This window comes from Meridianimarinicoccus zhengii, from assembly GCF_003254465.1.
Lineage (GTDB): Bacteria > Pseudomonadota > Alphaproteobacteria > Rhodobacterales > Rhodobacteraceae > Meridianimarinicoccus > Meridianimarinicoccus zhengii.
The window spans coordinates 23,307-47,707 of the sequence record NZ_QDFI01000024.1 but is presented as its reverse complement, the minus strand read 5'-3'; the positions used below and the strand labels follow the sequence as shown (position 1 = coordinate 47,707).

At 65.7% G+C, this 24,401-nt stretch carries 18 protein-coding genes; 10 read left to right on the top strand and 8 right to left on the bottom strand.

Annotated features, from left to right (window positions below; all coding sequences use genetic code 11):
• Positions 1 to 13 precede the first annotated feature (13 nt).
• Both DDE13_RS09805 and DDE13_RS09800 read right to left on the bottom strand, forming a co-directional pair.
• Positions 14 to 928, bottom strand: a complete 915-nt coding sequence (locus DDE13_RS09805; RefSeq protein ID WP_111403897.1) for an anti-sigma factor family protein — start codon at positions 926 to 928, stop codon at positions 14 to 16.
• A gap of 1 nt (position 929) precedes the next feature.
• Positions 930 to 1,433 carry an RNA polymerase sigma factor gene (locus DDE13_RS09800; RefSeq protein ID WP_111403895.1) on the bottom strand — a complete coding sequence of 168 codons (504 nt, stop codon included), beginning with the start codon at positions 1,431 to 1,433 and terminating at the stop codon, positions 930 to 932.
• A gap of 185 nt (positions 1,434 to 1,618) precedes the next feature.
• On the opposite strand from DDE13_RS09800, the gene DDE13_RS09795 reads away from it, so the two are divergent.
• Both DDE13_RS09795 and DDE13_RS09790 read left to right on the top strand, forming a co-directional pair.
• On the top strand, positions 1,619 to 2,023 hold the full coding sequence (locus DDE13_RS09795) for a DUF4168 domain-containing protein (RefSeq protein WP_111403893.1): 405 nt from the start codon (positions 1,619 to 1,621) through the stop codon (positions 2,021 to 2,023).
• 712 nt (positions 2,024 to 2,735) lie between these two features.
• On the top strand, positions 2,736 to 3,893 hold the full coding sequence (locus tag DDE13_RS09790; RefSeq protein ID WP_111403891.1) for a glycine cleavage T C-terminal barrel domain-containing protein: 1,158 nt from the start codon (positions 2,736 to 2,738) through the stop codon (positions 3,891 to 3,893).
• A 290-nt stretch (positions 3,894 to 4,183) separates the two neighbouring features.
• On the opposite strand, the gene DDE13_RS09785 is transcribed toward DDE13_RS09790, so the two are convergent.
• Genes DDE13_RS09785 through DDE13_RS09770 form a run of 4 tightly spaced genes read right to left on the bottom strand, consistent with a single transcriptional unit; the run spans position 4,184 to position 8,160 of the window.
• A complete protein-coding gene (locus DDE13_RS09785; protein WP_111403889.1) occupies positions 4,184 to 5,641 on the bottom strand; it encodes an AtzE family amidohydrolase in 1,458 nt (485 codons plus the stop codon).
• Complete coding sequence (locus DDE13_RS09780) at positions 5,634 to 5,855, bottom strand: DUF4089 domain-containing protein (protein ID WP_111403887.1); 222 nt, start codon at positions 5,853 to 5,855, stop codon at positions 5,634 to 5,636. The genes DDE13_RS09785 and DDE13_RS09780 overlap by 8 nt, the downstream gene beginning before the upstream one ends.
• Positions 5,852 to 7,441 (bottom strand): hypothetical protein, encoded by a 1,590-nt coding sequence (locus DDE13_RS09775; protein ID WP_222626071.1) that lies wholly within the window; start codon positions 7,439 to 7,441, stop codon positions 5,852 to 5,854. The genes DDE13_RS09780 and DDE13_RS09775 overlap by 4 nt, the downstream gene beginning before the upstream one ends.
• A gap of 29 nt (positions 7,442 to 7,470) precedes the next feature.
• A complete protein-coding gene (locus DDE13_RS09770) occupies positions 7,471 to 8,160 on the bottom strand; it encodes a cysteine hydrolase family protein (RefSeq protein ID WP_111403885.1) in 690 nt (229 codons plus the stop codon).
• Positions 8,161 to 8,252: 92 nt separating this feature from the next.
• Between DDE13_RS09770 and DDE13_RS09765 the strand changes: the two genes are divergently transcribed.
• Together DDE13_RS09765 and DDE13_RS09760 are read left to right on the top strand one after the other, a co-directional pair.
• Positions 8,253 to 8,630: an AtzH-like domain-containing protein gene (locus DDE13_RS09765; RefSeq protein ID WP_162630935.1), complete on the top strand. Its 378-nt coding sequence runs from the start codon at positions 8,253 to 8,255 to the stop codon at positions 8,628 to 8,630.
• A 244-nt stretch (positions 8,631 to 8,874) separates the two neighbouring features.
• Positions 8,875 to 9,789, top strand: a complete 915-nt coding sequence (locus tag DDE13_RS09760; RefSeq protein ID WP_111403881.1) for a LysR family transcriptional regulator — start codon at positions 8,875 to 8,877, stop codon at positions 9,787 to 9,789.
• Between the two features lie 141 nt (positions 9,790 to 9,930).
• Here the strand turns inward: DDE13_RS09760 and DDE13_RS23560 are convergent, their stop codons facing one another.
• Positions 9,931 to 10,059, bottom strand: coding sequence for a hypothetical protein (locus DDE13_RS23560; protein WP_268951236.1), 129 nt, complete (start codon positions 10,057 to 10,059; stop codon positions 9,931 to 9,933).
• Positions 10,060 to 10,702: 643 nt separating this feature from the next.
• Here DDE13_RS23560 and DDE13_RS09755 point away from each other — a divergent pair.
• On the top strand, positions 10,703 to 15,754 hold the full coding sequence (locus tag DDE13_RS09755; protein ID WP_162630934.1) for a DUF4347 domain-containing protein: 5,052 nt from the start codon (positions 10,703 to 10,705) through the stop codon (positions 15,752 to 15,754).
• A gap of 314 nt (positions 15,755 to 16,068) precedes the next feature.
• Here the strand turns inward: DDE13_RS09755 and DDE13_RS09750 are convergent, their stop codons facing one another.
• On the bottom strand, positions 16,069 to 17,115 hold the full coding sequence (locus DDE13_RS09750; RefSeq protein ID WP_162630933.1) for a LacI family DNA-binding transcriptional regulator: 1,047 nt from the start codon (positions 17,113 to 17,115) through the stop codon (positions 16,069 to 16,071).
• A 174-nt stretch (positions 17,116 to 17,289) separates the two neighbouring features.
• Between DDE13_RS09750 and DDE13_RS09745 the strand changes: the two genes are divergently transcribed.
• The 5 genes from DDE13_RS09745 (at position 17,290) to DDE13_RS09725 (ending at position 24,390) form a co-directional block, all read left to right on the top strand.
• On the top strand, positions 17,290 to 18,879 hold the full coding sequence (locus DDE13_RS09745; RefSeq protein ID WP_111403875.1) for an ABC transporter substrate-binding protein: 1,590 nt from the start codon (positions 17,290 to 17,292) through the stop codon (positions 18,877 to 18,879).
• A 66-nt stretch (positions 18,880 to 18,945) separates the two neighbouring features.
• The gene (locus DDE13_RS09740) at positions 18,946 to 20,814 is read left to right on the top strand and encodes a S9 family peptidase (RefSeq protein ID WP_111403873.1); all 1,869 of its coding nucleotides are present in this window, start codon (positions 18,946 to 18,948) and stop codon (positions 20,812 to 20,814) included.
• The gene (locus tag DDE13_RS09735; protein ID WP_222626070.1) at positions 20,811 to 21,779 is read left to right on the top strand and encodes an ABC transporter permease; all 969 of its coding nucleotides are present in this window, start codon (positions 20,811 to 20,813) and stop codon (positions 21,777 to 21,779) included. The genes DDE13_RS09740 and DDE13_RS09735 overlap by 4 nt, the downstream gene beginning before the upstream one ends.
• Positions 21,776 to 22,615, top strand: coding sequence for an ABC transporter permease (locus DDE13_RS09730; RefSeq protein ID WP_111403871.1), 840 nt, complete (start codon positions 21,776 to 21,778; stop codon positions 22,613 to 22,615). The genes DDE13_RS09735 and DDE13_RS09730 overlap by 4 nt, the downstream gene beginning before the upstream one ends.
• Positions 22,612 to 24,390, top strand: coding sequence for a dipeptide ABC transporter ATP-binding protein (locus tag DDE13_RS09725; protein ID WP_111403869.1), 1,779 nt, complete (start codon positions 22,612 to 22,614; stop codon positions 24,388 to 24,390). Before DDE13_RS09730 ends, DDE13_RS09725 begins: the two co-directional genes overlap by 4 nt.
• Positions 24,391 to 24,401 lie beyond the last annotated feature (11 nt).

The following is a 24,401-nucleotide window of genomic DNA, read 5'->3' as shown; positions in this document are numbered from 1 at the left end:
TTCGCCAGACCGCTCAATTCGGCGTAACGGAGGCTGGTTGAGGCCCTTCGCCGGGTGCGGACGCCCCAGGTCCTGGCTGTGATCCGAGCGTGTCGGCCATGACGCCCGCTGCCGGGTTGCGCAAGAGCCGTGGGTCCGGCTCAAGAATTGCGGGAGGCGTTGCAGCATCTTCGCGCATCGCATCGCGCACCGTCCGGGCGAGATGGCGAGCCTGATCCTGTGGCAGCGTCGTCGCGATGGAGGAGGCCAGCGGCCCGTCGTGCCAATAGGCCAGCGCCACACCGTCGCGTTCCTGTTCGACGATCGGCCCGGGCCGGTTCGCCCATCGCGGTGTGAGAAAGAGGCTGAACGCGCGACCGTCCTGCGACATGTACTTGAGCGCAACAATCTGGTCCTTGCCGATCCGTACGCCGCGTTTCTCGACGATCGTGAACCCCTGGGACGAAAGATCGGGCGCCGACAGGCGCATGGCCACACCCTCGTCGGCCCAGTTGATGGCAGACCCTGCGGCAACGGTGGAAGCTGCGTTTGCCTCGTTGGAGCCGTGCAGCTGGAACTGGCGATAGCTTTCGTCAAGCAGGGCTTGCCGGATGGGATCGTCATCGCCATTCCCGATCAGCCAGCCGCCCATGCCCGCCGCAACGATCAACAGTCCGGCTGCAGCGCGTCGCATCATGGGTCGCGCCCGCCCTTTGTCCGCGCCGTCCAGAGCAGCATAATGCCTTTCCGGGACCGGCTCGGCGAGGACGCCGGCATAGGCGGCGCGAAGCGCTGCCGTTTGGGCGCGGTAGTCTGCGAGCTGGGCCGCAGCACGCGGACTGTCCGCGACTGCAGATTCCAGCTCCGCCTTGCGTGCGGGGTCATCGTCGAACACTCCGTCGGCGAGCGCGAGAAGGTCCAGTTCGTCGATTTCAAGGCGTTCGGTCATTTCACTTCACCTGCCGTAGACAGAGCTCTGTCGCGTCGAAGTTTGCACGGAGACGCTCTCTTCCGCGCGACAGCCGCGAACGTAATGTGCCCAGAGGGATGTCGAGCGCCGCCGCTGCCTCATCGTAGGACAGGCCCTCGATCGCTGTCAGCGCGATTGCCGCGCGTTGCTCGGTGGGGAGATCACACAAGGCGTCGACGATGTCCCGGCGAACGAGGCCGGCCTCCGGCGACCCCGGCGCAATCGGCTCCGGCGCATCGTCGATATCAACTTCGAGGGCTCGGCGCCTGCGGCGCGTGCTCTGGTTGAGGAACGTCCGATACAAAATCTGGTACATCCAGCCACGAATGGTGCCATGGCGCTTCCACAGGTGCCGCTTCCGGATCGCGCGCTCCAGCGTGTCCTGGACAAGGTCATCGGCCGCGACGGGATCGCGTGTCAGTGCAAGTGCGTAGCGGCGCAATCGAGGGATTTCCCGCGCGATCAGCCATTTCGTTTCCTGCATTTTCGCTCCCGTCGTCGCCCTCGCCACAGAAGTGACAGGCCCAGGTCCGAAAAAGTTCCGCCTAGGGCGTCAGGTTCAAAAAACTCCCGGACCGTGGAACCCCAGAGCATCAGGGACTGTCCTGTCTTCAGGCCAAGCGCAACCCGTCGCGCAGTGGCTGCTGTAACAAACGAGGATGAACGACCATGATCGAGACGCGCAAATTGACGACCATTCTGGCTGGATGCGGACTGGTCGCCGCGCTGGGTGCACTCCCGGCGGCCGTTGCCGCCAATGACGTGACATCGGACCCGACACCGCTCGTCCTGGCTCAGGCAACCGCCTTCGATGACGAGAAAATCGAAGCCTTCGCGGCCGCGCTCGTGCAGGTCGAGGAGATCCGTGCGAGCTACAGCGGGCCGTTTCAAGCAGCCCAAACCGAAGAGCAGCGCCAGCAGATCAATCAGGAGGCTGCGCAGGAGATGATGGAGGCGGTCGAAGAGGCGCCGAACATCACTCTGGAAGAGTATGACGCACTCCTTCAGGCGGCGCAGCAGGACCCGGAGTTGGCCGACCGCATCAATCAGGCGGTCGAGAACACACAAATCTGACACTGTCCGAGCTTTGAGCGCAGTTGCGTGGCGATCCGGTGGATCGGTCTTCAGGGATACCCCTGGTTCCTGAGGCCGCTCTGCCGGAACAGGGGCCTGAGCGGGAGTCGTTCTCAAGAATGCCCGAGCCGCCGCGCAGCTTTCGCCGTGATGCCGCAATACAAAGGTGCATCAGATGACCCGTGCCAGGCTTGACGCTCGAGAGGACTTGCCCAGGCTTCCGGTGCTTCAGTTGGATTCTGACACCGCCTTTCGCGGCCAACCGATCGGCGCGGCGGCCCAGTGTCGTGGCGTCGTGTGGCACGGCAACTGCCTGAGTTGTCGTGACCTTTACTGCCTCCCTGCTGGACTTCGCACACGGAAGGCTCCGGTCTTCCGTGTGCGCTTTTTCGAGGAGCGTCTGAAATCGACCTCGCTGCACCAAATAAGCTGCAGATGCAAAATTGCACGCTTCTTAACCGCTAACCCAAGATCCGCGCTTCTCGCTGAACGGTGGACCGGTATCGGCGGACGTGTCTCGTGCTTCTGACGGTTCCAGCATCCAAGGTGTCGGTTATATCGCGACTGAAGCGGGGACGATATGTCAAGCGTCTCCCCGGCGGGGATGCACCCTGTCTGTTGCATGATGCTTGAGTGAGTTTGCCGCGCCATTGCGGGAACCAAAAAGGCAAGACAGCAGCGCGAATTCCTATCGGTTTGGGAGGGCCGCGGAATGATGAAAGCGCAAGGTTTCGGTTTCGGAACGCAGATCAGGAAGTCACCCTATTTCAACGCGACGGTGCGGTGGGGAGCCAAAGGATTCTCCGTCTATAACCACATGTATATCCCGCGAGATTTCGGCGATCCCGAACAGAATTTCTGGAACCTCGTGAACGCGGCGATCCTGTGTGACGTGGCCGTGGAGCGCCAGGTCGAGATCACCGGGCCGGACGCGATGCGGTTCACCCAGATGCTGACACCGCGCGACCTGTCGACGATGGCGGTTGGCCAGTGCAAGTACGTGCTGATCACCAATGCCGATGGCGGCATCCTGAACGATCCGATCGCCCTTCGGCTGGCCGAGAACAAGGTTTGGCTGTCGCTCGCGGACAGCGACATCCTGCTCTGGGCGCAGGGCTTTGCCGTGCATTCAGGCATGGACGTGACGATCCGCGAACCCGACGTCTCGCCGCTCCAGCTCCAAGGGCCGCAGTCGCGCTACATCATGCAGGCGCTCTTCGGCGATGAGATCGTGGGCCTTCGCTATTTCTGGCTGCGCGAGCTTGAGCTTGACGGCATCCCGCTGGTCGTTTCGCGCACCGGCTGGTCGAGCGAACTTGGCTATGAGCTGTATCTGCAGGACGAAACGCGCGGTGATGAGCTGTGGGAAAGGGTCATGGCCGCCGGCGCGCCCTATGGCCTTCAACCCGGTCACACCTCGACTATCCGGCGGATCGAGGCAGGGATGCTGTCCTACCATGCGGATATGGACGCGCAGACCAATCCGTTCGAGCTTGGTCTGGATCGTCTGGTCAACCTCGATATGGATGCGGAGTTCGTCGGCAAGGCGGCGCTGCGCCGGATCCGCGATGAAGGCGTGGCCCGCAAGCAGGTCGGCCTCGTTCTCGACATTGACCCGCTGGAACGACCGAATACGGATTTCTGGCCTATCCTCAAGGACGCGTCGCGCATCGGCAGGGTGACCTCGGCTGTCTATTCTCCGCGGCTCGGGAAGAACATCGCGCTGGCGATGGTCGATGCCGAGCAGGCCGTGATCGGCAACGATGTTCAGGTGCTCGTGGACAATATGCTGGTGCGCGCCGACATGGTCGAACGCCCCTTCTACGATCAGAAGAAATCGCTCGCCACCGGAGCCGCACAGGTCGCGTGATGCGGGTTGTGTGATTGAAGGCGGGGCAGTTCGGGTGCCCCGCTTTCACGGGAATTCCGGTGCCAGTCGATCTGGTCGAGTGTACGGCGTCCCAGATCTACGGCTGGCGGCGTGACCTGAAGAAGAAGGGCCTGTGGTCGCCGGATCGCGTGGCCGTGTTCGTGCCGGTGGATTCCGGTGAGGCTCAGACCCCGGCGAGCGCGCCCGTCCCGGCGCAGCCATGGTCGTGCCCAGGATCCCGGTTGAGAGGGGGACCGGTTCACGACCGTCGATCAGGCGGTTTGTGACGATCAACCTCCATTTCCAGGTGACGGTACCGTCGGTGTCGGCGGGGGCGGATGGGCTGCGGCCAGTCCCGCATCACACAGCACCGAAGCAGCTTGCAACGCGCGGGCCTCGCACCAGGGCGGGGCGACGATCTGCACCCCGAGCGGTAGCGACCCCGGCGCGAACACAGGCACTGTCACCACCGGCAGGCCGATGCAGGAAAACGGTTGCGCCAGTATCCCGAGGCTGGGGCGCAACGGCAGGTCGGTTCCGTCGAGCGTCAAGGTCCGCGCGCCCAGCACCGGCGCCGGACAGGGTGTGGCCGGCAGCACCAGCAGATCGACATCTCGGAACACCGCGAGCGCCTGATCCAGCCACCAGCGCCGTACCCGTTGCGCCCGGGCGATCCAGGCCGCGGGCAGAAGCGCCCCGGCCAGGAACCGGTCGCGGGTGTCGGGGTCGAATTCATTGGACCGGCTTCGCAAGCGGTCGAGGTGAAACGCGGCGCTTTCGGAATTGGTGATGAGATAGGCCGCGGCGCGCCCGGCCTCGGCCCCGTCGAGGTCGATGTCGCGCAGGACCGCACCCGCGTCGGCCATCCCGGCTGCGGCACGATCGGAAGCCGCGCGGGCCTCGCCCCCTGCCTGCCGCGCGATCCAGCCGGTCGGGCAGCCGATGCGAAGTCCGGCAATTCCACGCGCGAGGTCCGGCAATGCCGGTTCCGGGGCGTCCCCGGCGCAGGCGTGGTCCGCCGGATCGGGGCCCTGCATCGCGTCATAGGCAAGGGCGAGATCCCTGGCGCTGCGGGCAAAGGGGCCAAGGTGGTCGAGGCTGTCAACGAAGGGAAACGTGCCCGCGCGTGACAGGCGGCCATAGGTGGGCTTGAGGCTGAACACGCCGCACAGCGATGCGGGCACCCGAAGCGAGCCGTTCGTGTCGGACCCGAGCGAGATCGGCGCAAGCCCTGCGGCCGTCGCGACACCGCAGCCAGACGAGGAACCGCCGCTCATCCGTCCAGGGTCATGGGGGTTGCGGCACGGGCCATCGTGGGCGTTCTCGCCGGTGAAATCATAGGCGAACTCGCCCATGTTCAACGCACCAACCAGCACCGCCCCCGCACGGTTCAGGCGGCGCAGGAGGGTCGCATCAGTGGTCGCGGGCGGCAGGTCGCGGTTGATGCGCGACCCCGCGCGCGTCGGCAAGCCCGCCACATCGACCAGGTTTTTCACTGCGACCGGAACACCGGCCAGCGGACCGACCACGGTGCCACGCGCGAGCGCTGAATCTATGGCATCGGCCTCGCGCAAGGCGCGGTCGGCCGTGATGTCGGTGAAAGCGTTGAGCATGGGGTTCAGCTGCGCGATCCGCGCCAGCGTCGCCTCGGCCACCGCCCGCGCGCTCACACGGCCATCCAAGACCGCGCGCGCGATATCCCCGGCAGATATCACGGGGCCGAGAGGGTCGGTCGCAAGGTCAAGCATCGGCATCGTTCCCGGTCGGGCGTGGCAAGCGGAAGACCGGCGCGAGGGCGAGGTCGTCGTCCGCCAGGGGCACGGCCTCCAGTATGTCCGTCATCTGCCGGGCGACGACCAGAAACTGCCACACGCCGGGCCGCCACGCCGCGGCAATGGGCAAGCCCACCATCGCCGAGGCCGCGTCGATCTGGTGGTCGGGATCCGAGGGTGCTGCGGTCATTCTGCCGGCTGCGCCTCGGCCGCATCGAATTCAGGCGCGGGCCGGGCATCGGGCGCCTCGGCCCAGTTCAGCCGGTCACACAGCACGAACAGTGCCGCCACCATCCCATAGGCAATCGCCACCATCGGCGTCACCGCAAAGCCGACAGCGGGCCCATGCATGAACCCGAAGAAGGTCAGCACCGCACCGGCCCCGGCGAAACCGGCGGCAAGGACAAAGCGGCGTTCGATCACGAAGACCCCGATGGCGGCCAGGACGAGGCCCGACAGGATCGCCCCGTTCCCGAGGATCGCCAGCCCGTCGTAGAGCACACCGCCCGTTGCCATGGCGGCGATCAGGTCGGGCGTCACGGTGACACCCGCGGCCCCGAGCGCCCCGTCGATCAGCGTCTTCGCCCAGGCTGCAAGATGCGGCACCAGCCCCAGGATGATCGCCGGAGCGTGGGCCAGTGGCGTGGTCTGGAACGCCTGCGCCCCGATCAGCATCCCGATATAGAGCAGGATCGGCGCGATGGCGACTACCGGCACGAGGTTGAGAAACACTGCAAGAATGCCGAACCACGTCAGCAGCAGCACCAATGCGCCGGTGGCCAGCGAATAGCCGATCCGTCCGCCCATTGCCTTCCAGCCCGGGTGACCGATGTAGACCGCGTTGGCGAAAGGCGAGCCGAGCAGCGTGCCGATCAGCGATATGGCGCCCTCGGCGGTGATCGCCTCGGTGGTGGAATAGCTGTCGCCGGCGGCTTCGGCGCTTTCCACGTTGTCCATCGCCTCGACCAGGTCGTAGACGCCGAAGGGAATGGCGGTCACGAGAATGAAGCCGAGGAACTCGAAACCCGAGAACACGTGACCGACGGCCGGCAGCGGGATCGAGAAACCGAAGCTCGCGAAACTGGACAGGAGTGCTGCACCGCTCATGCCGCCGATCTCGGGAAAGCCGAGCGCTGTGGCGCCCCAGGCCACGATCACGCCGAACAGGATCGCGACCAGCCCGGCGGGCAGCCCGCGCGGGTAGCGAACGCCACCGAACCAGCTGGCGAGGATGATCGCGAGGCACGACAGCCCGATGATCGATGTCATGAAGATTTCCAGCGCCGGGCGCATGGCGATGAAGGCGATCGAGACGCCCGCGAGCGTGCCGAGAAGCGCTGCGCGCGGGGTGATGCGGCGGATCAGCGGCGCGACCCAGGCACCACCGAGCAGGATGAAGCCCTGAATGAACACCCAGGCGAGTCCGGCCTCCCACGCCTTCACCGGATCGCCGGTGGTGCCGAGGATCGGGAGCATGATCACGAAGACCACGATGAACATGTGCGGCACCGACGGCCCCGAAGGCAGGGCGCAGACATCGTGGCGCCCTTCCTTCCGGGCGAGCTTGTAGCCCATCCACGCATAATAGGCATTGCCCAGGAAAAGCATGAGCCCGACGGCCGGAAGGATGCGACCGAAGATCAACTCGTCGGGCAGGCCGACCACGAATTTCAGAAGCCCGGTCATCACCAGCAGGTTGACCAGCACGTTGGTGCCCAGACCGAACACGGCGTTCCAGTCGCCTTGGGTCCAGAGTTTCGACGAGGATGCCGACATGGTGTCTCTCCGATTTGAAGGGCGCGGTTTCAGGCGGCTTGCGTGGTGCTGCGAACGGCGGTCGCGAAGGCGCCGGAATCGCTGACCCAGCCGAAGATGCCGCCCTGTGCCTTGATCATCTCCAGCCCGACGCGGTGGAACTCGGGGAAGTACGACGCGCAGGCATCGCCGAGCGCGACGCAGCGGTAGCCCCGGTCGTTGCCCTCGCGGATCGTGGTGTGGACGCAGACCTCGGTGGTCACGCCGCAGACGGCCAGCGTGTCGATACCGGCATTGCGGAGCATCTGGTCGAGGTCGGTCTGGTGAAAGGCGCCCTTGCCCGGCTTGTCGATCACCGGCTCGCCGGGGCGGGGCGCGAGGGCGGCCACGATATCATGGCCGGGCTCGCCCCGGATCAGGATCCGACCCATCGGGCCGGGATCGCCGATGCGGCGTTCAGGTGCGCCGCGCGCGACCTTTGCAGGGGGGGCATCGGACAGGTCGGGGCGGTGGCCCTCGCGGGTGTGAATCACGAGCAGCCCTGCCGCGCGGGCTGCGGCCAGCGCGGTGCGGCACGGTCCGACCGCGCCCTGCAACAGGCCGACATCGTTGCCCAGGGCCTCGCCGAAACCGCCGGATTCAAGAAAGTCACGCTGCATGTCGATGATGACAAGTGCAGTGCGCGCGGGAACCAGCGTGATCGGGGCCGGCTCGGCGTGCAGGGATATGCCGTGCGTCATGCCCGTGCCCCCGTCACCGCGGCGCCGGGGGCCTTGTGGGGGCGCCACGCTGCGTCTAGCCTTGGACCAGCGGTCAGATGGAAGGGGCGGCAATGCGCGCGTTCGATGCAGGAAACGTCCAGTCCGAGGTCCGCGCTGCCTTCGACGCTTATGAGGACGCGCTTCTGGCCAACAATGTCGAGACGTTGATCGGTTTTTTCCGCGACGATCCCGCGACGGTGCGAATGACCGATGAAAGCGGCCATTACGGGCTGGACCAGATGGCAGCCTTCCGCAGGGGGCGCGATACCACCGACATCGCGCGCGACCTCTTGCGGGTGGACATCATGGCGCTGTCGAACGACGTGGCGGTCGCCACGGCCGAGTACCGGCGCCGTCTGTCCGGGCGGCGCGGCGCGCAAACCCAGGTCTGGATACGCCTGCCGGAGGGGTGGCGCATCGCCGCCGCGCATGTGAGCCTCGGCGCCTGAACTGGCGGCATTATCAAGGACACCTGCCGGTGCCGCCGGATCTGCCGTTCCTGGTGTGGATCGCGCTGTGTCTGACACGTCGTTTCCCCTTCTGACAGCCGATTGCGGATCCGCCTGCGCCATCGGAGGGCGCGGCCGACCTTGCACATGCCGAAACGCTGCGCCTTCCTTGCGCTGAACTCCAATGCTATATTCTCAGCAGAACGCTGCATTTCATGCAGCGCTATTGAAAGAGTTCCGCCGCATGAGGCACTTGCAGACATTGTACCTGATCAGGGATGTCGCGCGGGCGGGGTCGATCCGGAAGGCCGCCGAAGACATGAACATCACCTCGTCGGCGCTGAACCGGCGGATCCAGGCGTTCGAGGCCGAACTTGGGTGTCAGGTGTTCGAGCGTTTGCCACGCGGCATGCGCCTGAACCCCGCCGGGGAGTTGCTGATGCAGCATATCCGCAGCCAGATGAGCGACCTCGATCGCCTGCGCGGACAGATCGCGGACCTCGCGGGCGAAAGGCGGGGTCACATCTCCATCGCCTGCAGTCAGGGCCTGAACCCGATCTTTCTGCCGGACCAGATCTCGAAGTACCGCGCGCAGCACCCCCGCGTCACGTTCTCGGTCAGGGTCCGCGATCGGGCCGACGCGGAACGCGAGCTTGGCACATTCTCGAGCGACCTGGCACTGGTGTTCGAGCCGCAGTATCTGGCCGATTTCGAGGTCATAAAGGCGGTCGCCCAACCGGTCTGCGCGATCATGGCGACCGATCATCCGCTCGCCGGTAAGCCGAAGCTGCGGCTGCGCGACTGCCTGCATGGGCCCCATGTGGTGCCGTCTGCCGAATACGGGGTCAGGCATCTGCTGGATGTGGCGACACGCGGACGCTCGCTTGCGCTCAACCCGGTGATGGAGGCCGACAGCTTCGAGTTGATGCGCGAGTACGTGTTGCGCGAACGCGCGGTCAGCTTCCAGATCCCCATCGGCCTGCTGCCGCTGCGCGACCCCCGCTTGGTGGTGCGCGCCCTGCATGCCCGCGACGTGCCGACGGGGATGCTCCTGCTCGGGCAGTTGCGCGGCCGCACGCTTCCGGTCGCGGCTGCCAAGTTCGCCTTGCAGGTCGCGGCGGCGCTGGACGAGCTTCTACCTGCGACAGTCGATGGGTGATCGGCCGCGTGCATCGGCGTTGATGCTTTAATCCCCCGGCGGGATCGATGTGGCGGCAGGCCTTCCCTTGCGGACAATGCCATCAGCGGACCAGAGACGTAACCATCACACGCGCCACGCCACGACGCAGCAGAGCGCGATTCAGTTGGCCAGGTGGTCGGCGGTGGCCAGACGCAGTTCCTCGATCCGGCAACCGTCCTCAGGGTCCGCAAGGATGTCTCGATCATCCGGCGCCGGGCATGCCTGCACCTCGATCGTTCGGGGCCACACGACGTGTCATGACCAGATCGGTGCTGGCAGGGCCAAGTCCGGGAGGCGATCACGTCGCCAATCGACCCTTGGGTAACTGCAAGCGTGGCCGGATGGATACGAAAATGCGCACGCCCCACGAGTTCATCTCAGTTCAAACCGCGATTGCCTGAGTGTCCGGCAGAACGGGTGCAAGACCAGCCCGTCTCTTCAGTGCGCTGGCATTTGGAGGCGATCTTCTTGACGCGGACGGCCGATACAATCCCGAAGGTTTTTGAACAAAGTCTCACATCTCCCGCATCCGGGTCGCACATGTGTAAGGCAATCGCCGGTCCCGACGGGTGCGCCACGGGGCGGGGGGCAGGCTGGCGGATTGTGTTGACCATCCCGCCTGACAGCACGGCAGACCCGACCGGACAAGGGAGGACAAGACGTGCGAAAGCTCAATTGCGTCAGGCGCGCGCCACCGGGCACTGCAGACCCCGCACGAGGCGCTGACATGGGCGACTTGCGGGCGGCCACCGCGCCGCGCGGGCCCCATGACCCTCCATGCGTCTGCTTGCAGACAGTCCGCCACGACGAAACGTTCCTCCGCTCCAGTGTGGAGCTTGAGCCCGCATCCCATCAACAGACCCGCTCCGGCATCGACAAAAGGAATACCGACATGACATCCCCGACAATCGACACAAGCGCCATGGCGCGGACGCAGCGCGAGATCGCGGTTTTCGCACCGGATGTGCCGGACCGGCAGGTGCTCATGGACGGGCTGCGGGCCGGGATCATCCCTGTGGCGCTGCCCGGGTCGGATGACGGGCTTGCGGACCTTGCGGCCCTCTTGGCGGGCGTGCGCGGGCTTGACGCGCTCCACGTCTTTTCCCACGGCGCGCCGGGGCGGCTGTTCCTCGGCACCGTGCCGGTGACGGCGCAGACGCTGGCGGCAAACGGCCCGCTTCTGGCGAAGATCGGCAGCGCGCTGGCGCCCGAGGGCAAGGTCGTCCTTTACGGCTGCGAGGTGGCGAAGGGGGCCGAGGGCCGGGCCTTCGTCGCCGCGCTGGAAGCGGCGCTCTGGCGGGAAGTGGCGGCGTCGGAGACACCCACCGGCGCGGCTGCGCTGGGGGGCGACTGGCGGCTTGCCGACGCGTTCGGCGCTGACGTGGACCCGGCGATCCGGCCTGCGGCGCAACAGCAGTACACCGGCCTTCTGGCACCCTATCCCTATACTTACACGGTCACCAATAACAACCTGAGCGGCGAAGGCAGTCTCGGTTACGCGATCGAACACTCAGGCGCCGACCGGATCGAGTTTTCGGAAGGCTTCACCATCGATCTCGACGGGTCGAGCATCGTGAACACGCTGCCGTATATCACCCGCAGCCTCGTCATCGACGGCGATGTCGACAATGACGGCGTCGCCGACGTGACACTGACGGACGGTGACAGCACGAACACCGTCAGCGCGCTCGTCTTGGATGGCTATCACATCGACGTCACCATCGAGGGGATCGTCTTTCAGGGCCTGTCGTCCACGCAGGACGGCACCGCGATCCGCTTTAGTGGGGACAGCCAATCCTCCACCCTGAATGTCGAAGCGTCCGAGTTTCGCGATCTCACCAGCACGGAAAAATTCGTCCCGGAAACCGGCGGTGCGATCACCGCGGGATCGTTCAATACCGTCAACGTGGACCGCAGCATCTTTACGAATGTGACGCAGACCGGAGACGGCGCCGTCATCGGGATGAACATGAATTCCACGATCAACCTCACGAACAGCCTGTTCTACGAGAACACGGTCGGGTCCGGGGTTGTCGTGGCTGGATATAATGGGTCGATCACGCTGAGGAACGTCACCGCGGCGGACAATTCCATCGCCACAACGTACCTTAGCAGCTCTGGGTCTGCGTCCGTCTATAACTCCGTGATCGAATCCGGCACGACTGTAGGCTATGACTCCACCTATCTGTTCGCGGGCGACGACCTCTTCGCGGACGCCGCGAACGACGATTATCGCCCTGCCGAGGGCTCGTTGCTGATCGACAACTTCCTCAGCAACAATGGCGAGGTATCCGGCACTCTCGATCTCGCCGGTGCAGACCGCATCCAGAACGGCACAGTCGATTTCGGCGCCTACGAAGGGGCGGCGGTCGCGCCGAACGCCGCGCCGGTCTTCGACGGCGACAGCGACGATGACGGGACGATCGACACGGCGCTGACGGTGACCGAAGACAGCGGCGCGACCAGCCTCGATGACATCCTCGGCGTGACCGACGCGGACACGGGCGACACCCTGACCTGGAGCATCGTGTCCGGTCCGAACGGCACGCTGGGCGGGTTCGACTCTGCCACCGGATCGGCCACCGGCAGCAGCGTCACCCCGTCCGGCCTGACCTACACGCCGGACCCGGATTACAACGGCTCCGACAGCTTCGTGGTGCAGGTCAGCGACGGCACCGACACCGACACGATGACGGTCAACGTGACGGTCGAAGGCGCCCCGGACGTCGACTATATCGAGGTCATTCCCGACTCCCATGGCATCGGCGACCCCATCTATGCCGTGGTGGCTTTCGACCAGGCGATGCAGCTCGATACCGAACTGGGTTCGCCGACACTCACGCTGGACATCGGTGGCACGCTGCGCGAGGCAACCCTTTTAATTTTCGACGTCAATAAATTGGGATTCTCCTACACAGTGACGGCGGACGACAGCGATGATGCGGACGGGATCACGGTTCCCGCGAATGCGCTCAGCCTCAACGGCGCGACGATCACCGGCACTGACGGGCAGCCCGCCAACATCACCCATGACGCCGTCGCCGCCGCGAGCGCGACGGTGAGCATCGCCCCAACGGTCACCGTCACCGTCGACGATGACGCCCTGATCGCGGGCGAAACGGCGACCGTCACCTTCGAATTCTCCGAGGCCGTCACGGACTTCACGCTCGACGACGCGACGGCTGCGAACGGCACCCTGTCAGGTCTGCTGAAGATGGGCGCCACCACCTATATCGCCGTGCTGACGCCCGACGCCGACACCGAGGTCGCCACCAACGTCGTCACGGTGGACATGACCGGCGTGCGCGACACTGCGGACAACGCCGGGACGGGCACGACCGACAGCGCGACCTACGCGGTCGACACGCGCGCGCCGACGGCCGTGTCCATCGTCCGGCACGCCCCGGCCGACGCCACCACGGACGCCGACAGCGTGACCTTCCGCGTGACCTTCTCCGAGGACATGGACCCGGCCAAGGTCGGCGCGGCCGATTTCGTGCTGTCCGGCACCGCCGCGGCGGATGCCACCATCGGCGACCCGGTGCAGGTGTCCGGCGCCCCGGCGGCCTATGACGTGACGATCACCGGCATCGCGGCCTCGAACGGCACCCTGAACCTCGATCTCGCGGATGGCGCGACGCTGCTGGATGCCGCCGGCAACTCACTTGCCGTCACCGCGGTCTCCGGCGCGGACGAGACGTATACCATCGCCAACAACACCGCGCCCGCGGTCAGCACCAACACGGGCGCCACGCTGGACGAAGGGGCGAGCCTGACCATCACCGCGGCGGAGCTCAAGGCAATCGACGCCGAAGAGGCCGCGGCAGCGCTTTCCTTCAAGCTCGGGACGACGACCGCCAACGGCGCGCTCTGGCTGGATGACGGGGACGACACCCTCGAAAAGGGTGAGGAACTGATCGCGGGGGAAAGCTTCACCCAGGCCGATATCGAAAACGGCCGCCTGCGCTACAGCCATGGCGGTTCGGAAACGACCGCCGACAGTTTCAGCTTCACCGTCTCGGACGGGATCGCCACGCTCGACCCGCTGACCTTCAACCTGTCGATCAATCCGGTCAACGACCTGCCCACGGGCGGGGTCACGATCAGCGGCACGGCGGCGCAGGGCGAGACGCTGACGGCGGCGCACGATCTGGGCGACGCGGACGGGCTGGGCGATCTCGCCTGGCAGTGGCGGCGCGACGGCGCGGCGATCGACGGGGCGACGGGGCCGAGCCACACGCTGACCCAGGCCGATGTCGGCGCGAAGATCACGGTCGTGGCGTCCTACACCGATGACGGCGGCACCGCGGAAAGCGTGGGGTCGGAGCCGACCGCGGCAGTGGCCGACGTCAATGACGCGCCGACCGTGGCCCTGTCGAACGCCGTGACGGAGATCGGCGAACACACCGACACCACAAGCCGGGTCAAGCTCGCCGATATCGAGGTGGGCGACGACGCGCTCGGGACCAACGCGCTGACGCTCGGCGGTGCCGACGCGGCGATGTTCGAAATCCAGGGGGCCGCGCTTTACCTCCGTGCCGGCGCGGTGCTCGACCCGGTGGCGAAACCCGTGTTCGACGTGACGGTCTCGGTCGACGACGCCACGATCGGCGCCACGCCGGACGACACCGTCACGTTTTCGCTCAAGGTCAAGGACATCAACGATCCTCCGTCGCTCACGCTGGAGATGCTGCTGGATCGCATCGCAGGCGGGATCGACACCACGACCGCCGTCGCGGTCGCGCGGCTCGGCATCACGGACGACGCGATGGGCGCGAACGATCTGTCCCTGAGCGGCGCCGATGCCGGCATCTTCGCGATCGAGGGCGACACGCTTGTCATCGCCCGGGACGCAAAGGTCGAATTCGGTGACGACGGCCTCATTGAAGTGGAGGTCAGGTTGGACGATCCCGCGCTTGGCGCCGGTCCCGAGGATACCGCGCGGGTCGTCGTGCAGGAGCTCGGCAGCAGCGGCGGGGAGTTGTCGGGCGGCACCGGGAAGGACACGCTGGTCGGCGGTGACGGCAACGACATGATCGCCCCGGGAACCGGGTCCGACCGGATCTCGCTTGGTGGCGGCGCCGACCATGTTGGCGGCGCGGCGGACGACCTTGATGGCGACAGGATTGTCGGGTTCGGGAACGACGATGCGATCAGCGTGTCCGGGATGGTGTTCACCCGCGAAGACCTGCAGGTCTCGGCGACGGTGGATGGTCTGGATCTGCGCATCGACGGCAGCAAGTATCTGCGTCCGGACACCGTCCTGCACCTGGATGGGAGCTTCGACGCCGGCGATTTCATGGCCGTGCGCACGGGGGACGATGTGGAGATCACCTTCGCGCACTTCCTGCCGACGCTCGCCGAGGGGCAGAATGTCGATCCGCAGGGGATCAATGGCATCGTCAACCAGAAGTTCCTGAACGGCGACATGGCCAGGGATTTCGACATCGAGTTTCTCGATCTCGGCTATGCGGGATATGACAATGTCATCGGTGCCTACGAGATCACGTCCGACGGTGCGATCGTCGATGTGCAGATCCTCAGCTTCAACGCGAATGCCGACAAGGGGGGCGCAGCGCGGATCGAGGACGTCGATCCCGGCAATGCGCTGGCCTTCTTTATCGCACAAGACGCGGCGGGCGCGCTGGCAGGATTCGACGCGACCGACACCTTCGATTTCGTCGATCTCGAAGGCGGGTCGGCGGGGCTGGACGATGGCGCGGGCATCCTGCTTCGCGCGAACGGCACCGTGATCACGGCGCCGGTCTATCACAGCTATTCGACCAGTCAGAACGCGGACGGCGTGCAACACGTGCTGTCGGGCGTCGAAGAGGGCGGACAGAGCATCGTGGTCGGGTTCGAGGACATGACAGGCGGCGGCGACCGCGACTACGAGGACGTGGCCTTCCGGATACTCGCGGCGGATAGCTTCCTCCTCGGGTGAGGCGATCAACGCAACGGGCGGCCGGGATCAAGATGTCGCGGCTGCTTCGCTCGGGCGGCGCGGCCATGGTGGCCTGCGCCGCTTCCCGCATCAAACGTCGCAACACGTTCTCGGCCAGCACCAGTTCTCGGCAAGCTTGGGCAACCCATGACGGTCGTGATCTTGAACTCCCGGTTGAACTTCCGTCTCGGCACATGAAGTTTCCAGTGCCATGGTCAGGACCTTATCTTCGTGTCCATGAGTTCACCGCGGATACCTAGTGCTTCCTTCGGTTTCCACGAGAGGACCGCCACTTCAGTCGTGGGATCGAGCACCTATGATGTACTGAAAACATGCGATTTTCGGCCCTGTGCGGAATCAGTGCTTCGTCCCAAGATCAAGCTATGTCGCGCGATCGAAGTCATCGGCGGTATCTTGCCCTCGATACGGTCGAGCAAGTACCGTGCCGCAAGCTGACCGGTTTCACGCACGGCAAGATCAATCGTCGTGAGGGGGGGATCCAGCAGAGATGAGATCGGCAGGTTGTCGAACCCGGTTATGGAGATTTCGGACGGAATGCTCACGCCCAGCCGCCGCGCCTCCAGCAGCGCCCCGATGGCGAACACGTCCGTGCTGCACATGAGCGCCGTAGGCGGTGCGGCGCAATCGAGGATTGATCTCAGGACGCGGCCACCAGCCTCGTAAGTTGGGAGGCCCTCGAAGACGAACTCGTCCGGAAGTGACAGCCCGCGCGCCTCTAACGCGGTTCTGAAGCCCCGCAGCCGTGTACGGGCCCGATCGTTGTTGTTGAGCGGAAACTCGACCACGGCGAACCGACGATGGCCCAGGTCGAGCAAGTGATCAGCGATCTCATGTGCTGCCGCGAACTTGTCGGCGCCAACCTGCGGGCGCTTCACCTCCCGGTCGATCGTCCACGTGGTCACATAAGGCACACCACGGCGGTCGAGCAGATCGTAGATGTCTGGGTCGCGCGCTAGCCCGACAAGCAGAAGTCCGTCGACATTGCGTCCGATCATGGTGCGGATGAGGTCGTGTTCTTGCCCCGGTTCGTACTGGCCGGAGGAGATCAGAAGCGCGTAACCGGCCTGTGAAAGCTGGTCGGCCATGTCACTGAGTTCGCGGGAGAAGAGCGCGTGGTCGAAAGTGGGCACGATGGCCCCGATGGTGTGCGAACGGGACATTGCGAGTGCCCGGGCCGTCATGCTCGGGACGAAATCAAGCTCGGCGATGGCCCGTGAAATGCGCTTGCGGGTCTCCTCGCGAATTTTCTCCGGCTCGTTGAAGAAACGCGACACCGTGGTCTGGGAAACGCCCGCCTTGCGCGCGACGTCGAGCAGATTCGTTTTCGTTGCACCGGTCACTTGCACATCGCTCCGTTGAGGTCCGGATGCCCGCGAGAGGGTCGGACTATGACAAGGTGACGGCTGCAGATTTGCGTTGCAAGTGCCGTTGTGTTCTTATGGAAGCGGTTCCATCGTGGAATTCACATCAAAAGCCAGCTCAGAAATGGCGATGTCCAGCAAGGAGACGGAGCAATGAAAAACCCACATTCAAACGTGCACCGGGGTGCTGCAGCCGCAGCCGCGCTGGCCGTGATCGCAACTTTCGCGCCGCCACCCGCCGCCGCGCAGGAGGACGAGACGATCACCTGGGCGCTGCCCGGTCTGCCCAATACGCTGCTCGTGGCGCATGCATGGAGCGTGAATACTGGCGGTGTCATGTCTCTCGTGCAGGAGGGGCTCGCGGCATTCTCCAACGACCTCGCGCTGACGGACGGCGTGGCGGACGAATGGGAGCAGGTCGACGAGACAACCTATGTCTACAGCATCCGCGACGGCGTGACCTTCCACGACGGCAGTCCGGTGACGGCGGAGGATGTGGCCTACTCGATGAACTGGCACCTGGATCCGGAGAACGGATCGCAGATGGCGGCGTTCTATTCCGCCGTGGACACGATCGAGGCGACTGGAGAGCGTGAGGTGACGGTCGGGCTGACACGGCCGGACGCGCAATTCGCGTACACGCCAGCGCACATGTCGGGCTTCATCATGAAGCGTGCGCAGATCGAGAACAATCCCGACACCTACGGGACACCGGACGAGTTGCCGCTCGGTACCGGGCCTTACGCGTTGGTGGAGTTCGTTCCGGGCGAGCGCATCGTGCTTGAAAAGAATGAAGACTACTGGGGGACGGAGCCGAATTTCGAGCGGATCGAAGTGCTTGCCATCCCCGATGGTCAGACCCGCCTGTTGGCGATGCGCAACGGCGATATCGACGGCACGTTCGGTATCCCGATTTCCGAGGCCGACCAATGGAGCGGCCTGGATGGCGTGAACGTGGTGACGACGCCGTCGTTGGGTGTCTATTTCCTGACACTGGATTTCGACACGCCGCCCCTCGACAATGTGCATGTGCGCCGTGCCATCGCCCATTCGCTGGACCGCGAAGGGCTGGTGAACGCGCTGCTGGCCGGTAATGGCGACGTCGCCCGTGCCATCAACCCGCCGGAGATGTGGGCCGGCGTGAAGCCCGTCGCGGAGGTGCGCGAATTCTACGACACGCTCGACCAGTACGAATTCGATCTCGACAAGGCGGCCGCCGCCTGGACGGAAGCGGGCGTCGACGGGTTCGAGATGTCGGTCCCGGTATCGTCGGCCGACCCATACATGTCGTCGATCATGCTGACCCTGGCGCAGAACGTGGAGCCGCTGGGCATCGATCTGAGGGTTCAGGAACTCGACCATACCCAATGGCTCGACGCGTTCATGTCCCACGAGGATCTCGGCATCCAGATGCGCCGCTACTTCCCCGACTACGCGGACCCGGCGAACTACCCGTTCCTGTTCTTCGCGAGCGAGAACGCGGTGGTGAACGGGTCGAACACCTCGAACTACCGCGATGAAGTAGTGGACGGCTATCTCGCCACCGCGCTGCAGGAGACGGACACTGACACCCGTGCCGAAGCTCTGATGAAGGTTGCCGAGAAGGTCAACGCCGACCTTCCGGCGATCCCGATCTTCTGGCCAGCCTCTGCCATGGCGATCGACGCCGAACTTGAACTCGAGGGGTTCACCGCCTTCTGGTACAACACACCGTGGGCCGTGCGCGGGTTCGAGCGCAAGTAGGCGGCGGCGGACCCGGTGCAGGGACACCTTCCGGCACCGGGTCGCACACGACGGAGAATTTCATCCATGCCGATTTCCCTGATGCGGCCAGGCGAGTTGCGCCTCGACCGGTACGGCAGGGCCGTCTTCACGCTCTCGCCTGATGGGCGTGCGCAAGGCGAAAGCCTGCAGACCCGCATCTGGCGCGTCACGCCCGGCAACGAGCCGGAGCGTCTTTCCGATGGGCCCGGTTGTGACAAGGGGCCGACGCCGTCTCCCGTCGATAATCGCATCGCGTTTCTGTCTGACCGGGAGCAGCGGGGGTGCTTCCAGCCCTTCCTGATCGACGATGGTGCGATTGCCGGACCGCTTTGCGCGCCGCATGGCACAGTTGAAACGCTGAGCTGGTCGCGCGATGGCGCGGCGCTTTACCTGCTGGTGGCCGAGGAAGGGCTGGACACGGCCAGTTGCGACGGCGCGCTGCCGCTGGCATGGAACGCGCCAGGCGATCCGCGGGTGACCGATGGCAGACCCGTGCGGCGCTTAGTGCGGTTCGACCTGGAGAGTGAAGAAGCGACCGAAATCTCCACGCGCGGGCCGTCCGTGTGGGAATTCGATGTGGGGCCGGATGGCATGATGCTCGCCATCGTGTCGGACGATCCGACAGAGCGCGGCTGGCACGGGGCGCGGCTGGTCCGGATCGGCCCGCATGGCTGCGAGACGATCTACCTGTCGGACGAACAGATCCAGTGTCCTGCCATTTCGCCCTCGGGTGATCGGGCGCTGATCCTCGAAGGTCCTGCGAGCGACAGGAAACTCGTTGCCGGTCGCCTTCGGTTGATCGACCTGGCCACGGGGGAAAACCGTCTGCTCGCCGCAGCCCGGCTCGATGACCTGACCCATGCCGCATGGCTGTCGGACACGGTGATCGGGTTCTCCGGCTGGAAGGGCTTCGGGTGCCGCTATGGACGGATCTCGACGGACGGGGAGGTGCTGTCCGAATATGCTGACGACGCCCAGCTCGGGCCGGGCCGGTTCGCCGCTCGGGTGGAACAGGGCGCGAGCTGCGAGATGACAATCCGCGAAAGCACGGCGAACCCGCCCGAGATCGTTCTGCGCACCGGGGATGAATGGCGCAAGCTCAGTGCTTTCAACCAGCACGCTGCCGCGCAAGCGCCGCCGCATGAAACGCGAAAGCTGGAATGGCATGCGCCGGATGGCACCGAGATCGGCGGCCTGCTGCTCGATCCCGGCGGCCCTACGCCGGGGCCCCTGATCGTCGTGGTTCATGGCGGACCCACGGCGTCGGCACGTTGCAGCTTCGATCCCGGCGGTGCGTTGCAGTACGTCGAGGCCGGCTTCCGCGTTCTGCTTCCCAACTATCGCGGCAGCGTGGGGCAGGGCCGGGATTTCACCCGCGCCGTCATCGGCGACCCGGCAGGCGGCGACTGGGCGGATATCGTCTCCGGGGTAGATCACGTCGTGGCCCAAGGGCTGGCGGCGCCGGGTCGCATCGGTATCACCGGGTCAAGCTATGGCGGATTTCTTTCCGCATGGGGGGCGGCGAATAGCGACCGCTTCGCGGCGGCGGTGGTCGTTTCGTGCATCAGCGATCTTCTGGCCTGCAACTACGATTGCAACCATGCCTTTTCCGAATGGGTGGCCGACGGCCCGGCGCACGCGGCGACGACACGCGCACTGCTGATCGACCGTTCGCCCATCCACAATCTCGCGCCGGGCGCGACGCCGACCCTGTTCCTGCACGGCGAGCGCGACCGCTGCACACCAGTGACCCAGGCCGGGATGATGTATGCCGCGCTGCTGCACCGCGGCACGCGGGCGCGTCTGGTGGTGTTCCCGCGGGAAGGGCACATGATCGAGGAAACCGCGCATCGTGCTCGCCTCTCCGGAGAGGCCTTGGACTGGTTCGCCGAACATCTGGGGCATTGCACTTGAACCGCGCCCTGATCCGATATGTGGCCTTGCGCCTGTTCACGGCGATCCCGCTTCTGCTGGTCATTTCGGTCTTTGTCTTCGTGCTGGTGCATCTTGCCCCGGGCGACGCGGCAAGCGCGCTGACCGGCGGGCGGGCGATCTCGCAGGAGGCGATGGACGCCTTGCGCGCCAAGTACCATCTCGACGAGCCGATGGTCGTTCAATACCTGCGCTGGCTGGGCGACGCACTGACCGGCGATTTCGGCACCTCCGTGCAGACGCGCCAGCCGGTGGTGACGGCGGTTCTGGACCGCGCACCTCTGAGCCTTTGGCTGACCTTCTATGCCGCGATGATCGTGCTTTGTGCGGGCGTGCCGCTGGGGCTGGCTGCCGCACTGCGCCAGGGCTCGCGTCTGGACCGCAGCGTGGTCACCCTGTCGGTTTTCGGGGTCAGCACGCCAGCCTTCGTGAGCGGGCTTTTCCTGCTTTACTACCTCGGCTTTGTCGCGGGCCTGTTCCCGGTTTTCGGGGCCGGGCGCGACGGGGGCTTCTGGACCCGCGCGTGGCATCTCACGCTCCCCGCGCTGGCACTGGCGCTGTCGGTTCTGGCGATCGTGGTGAAGATCACTCGCGCCGCGGTGATCGAGGAGATGGAAAAAGACTACGTCGCCTTCGCGCGCGCGCGGGGCGTGCCGGAGCGTCGCATCATGCTGTCCTATCTGCTGCGCAACGCGATGGTGCCCGTCGTCACGGCGGCGAGCGTGATCGTGGTGGCGACGATGGCCGGGGCGATCTACGTCGAGATTACCTTTGCGCTGCCCGGGCTCGGAAGCCTCCTGGTCGACGCGGTGCGCCAGCGCGACATCCCGGTCATCCAGGGGGCGACACTGTTCTTTTCGGTCTTCGTGATCCTGGTGAACGTGGCGACGGATATTCTCTATGTGCTGATCGACCCGCGCATTCAGTTCGGAAAGGCGGCGCGATGACGGGGCAGTCGGTGCAAGCAATCGGCGGACGCATTGTCGGCGCCATGTCCCCGGCGCTTTGGGTGGCTGCGTGCTGCGTTCTGGTGGTGCTGGTCTGCGCCATCGGCGGCGGTGCCGTGGCGCCGGGGTCGCCCGACATGCAGCGGCTTCTGGTCGGCGACACGCCGCCCTCGGCAGAGTTCTGGGCGGGCACCGACAAGCTCGGGCGCGACGTGCTCGCCCGGACGGTCGCCGGTGCGCGAACGGCGCTCATCGGCCCGACTGTGGTCGCCGCCGGTGCCTTCGCCATCGCCACCGTTCTTGGTCTCATCGCAGGGTATTTCGGCGGCTGGATCGACAACGTCATCATGCGCGGGGTGGACATCATCCTCGCCCTGCCGGGGCCGCTGATCGCCATCGTCGTCGTGGGCGTGACCGGTGGCGGATACTGGACGGCCGTGAGCGTGCTCATCGTACTGTTCGTGGCGCCCGACACCCGGATCGTGCGCAGTGCCGTGCTGGTCCAGCGCAGCCAGCCCTATATCGAGGCGGCACGGATCCAGAACATCCCGCGCCACCGGATCCTGTTCGTGCATATACTGCCAAACGTCATGCCGATCATCCTGTCCTATGCCGTGCTCGATTTCGCCTTCGCGCTGGTCAACCTTGCGGGCCTGTCCTTCCTCGGCCTTGGGGTGGAACCCGGCACGGCGGACTGGGGGCGGATGCTGTTCGAGAACCGGAACATCCTGTTCACCAACCCCGCGGCGCTGCTGCTGCCCGCTGCAATGATCGTGGTCACCGCGGGCAGCATCAACATGCTGGGCGACCGCATCCGCGAAGCGGTGGCGAAATGAACGGGCCTCTCCTGTCCGTCGAGACGCTTTCCGTGCGCACGGCGTCCGGCGCGACGCTACTGCGTGATCTGGGATTTTCGCTGTCACGCGGCGAGACGATCGGGATCGTCGGCGAAAGCGGCTCGGGCAAGTCGATCGCCATGCGGGCGATCATGGGGCTTTTGCCCGCCGGCCTGGAAGCCACGGGCGACGTGCGCCTGGGCGAGACCGATCTGCTGCGCCCGGGCGCTGCGGCTGCGCATCGCGGCAAGCGGATCACCATGATGTTCCAGGACCCGTTCACCATGCTCAATCCGCTTCAGACCGCGGGCGATACGTTGGCCGAAGGGCTGCATCGCCCCGGTGCGGACGAGATTGCACGGCGTCTTGCCGAGGTGGGCATCGACGATCCGGCGGTTGCGCGACGCTATCCGTTCGAGCTGTCGGGCGGCCTGCGCCAGCGCGTCGGCCTTGCTGCCGCGCTCGCCAACGACCCGGAAATCCTGATCGCGGACGAACCGTCGACAGCGCTCGACGTCACCACGCAGGCCGAGATCGTGGACCTTCTCGCCAGGACGGGGCGCGAGCGTGGCATGGGGCTGGTGCTCATCACCCATGACCTGCGGCTGGCCTTTTCCGCCTGCGACCGGGTTCTCGTGCTCTATGCAGGCGCATTGCTGGAGGCGGGGGGCACCGACGAGATCGCAGCGCAGCCGCGACACCCCTACACGCTGGGCCTGCTGCTGTCAGAGCCACCCGCGGACCGGCGGGTGAAGGAACTCCACGCCATACCCGGCGTCGTTCCCCCCGCTGAAAGCGTGCTCGGCCGCTGCCCCTTTGCAGAACGCTGTGACTGGGCTTCGACTGTCTGCCGGGCTTCCGATGCGGTGCTGGGTTCGGAGGGCGATGCGCACCGTTCGGCCTGCCTGCGACAGGACGAGATCGGTCCCGAGATGGCGGAACGCCGGGCGCGGCGCCGAGCGGCGGCGGATGCCGCTGTGGATCGGGCAACTGGTGCCCCGCTGGTGCGGATCGTGGGGCTGACCAAGAGCTTCGGTGCGGGGCGGGTTCTCGAAGGGATCAATCTGGAGGTTTATCCGGGGGAGTGTCTCGGCCTTGTGGGCGAAAGCGGTTCGGGCAAGAGCACCATCGCGCGCTGTCTTGTCGGGCTGGAACGCGCCGATGCGGGCGAAATCACCCTCGACGGGGCCGCGGTGGCTGATCCGGCGACGGGCAGCGCGGCGGCGCTGGTCGATTTCCGCCGTGCGGTGCAATTCGTCTTCCAGGATCCCTACGCGACGCTCAATCCGCGCCACAGTATCCGCAAATGCTTCGACGAGATCCTGCGCGCAGACGGGCGCCCCGACAGGGACGACACCGAGAAAACGGCCCTGCTGGAGCAGGTGGGTCTGACACCGGCCTATCTCGACCGCCGCCCGGCGCAGCTTTCGGGGGGCGAACGCCAGCGTATTGCCATCGCCCGCGCGCTTGCGCTGGGGCCGAGACTGTTGATCTGCGACGAGGCCGTTTCGGCGCTCGATGTATCTGTGCAGGCGCAGATCCTGAACCTGCTCAAGCGGCTCGCGCGCGACCGCGGGCTTGCCTATCTATTCGTCACCCATGACCTGGCCGTCGTGCGCCAGATGGCCGATCGCGTCGCCGTTCTTGAGAGGGGACGGATCATCGAAACAGGCCCAGTCGATCGCGTGATGGACGCGCCCGCAGAACCCTATACGAAGACGCTGGTATCTGCGTTGCCCGGTCGATCAAGGCTCCAATCGCGGGGTGATGCCTGATTGCCATGTCG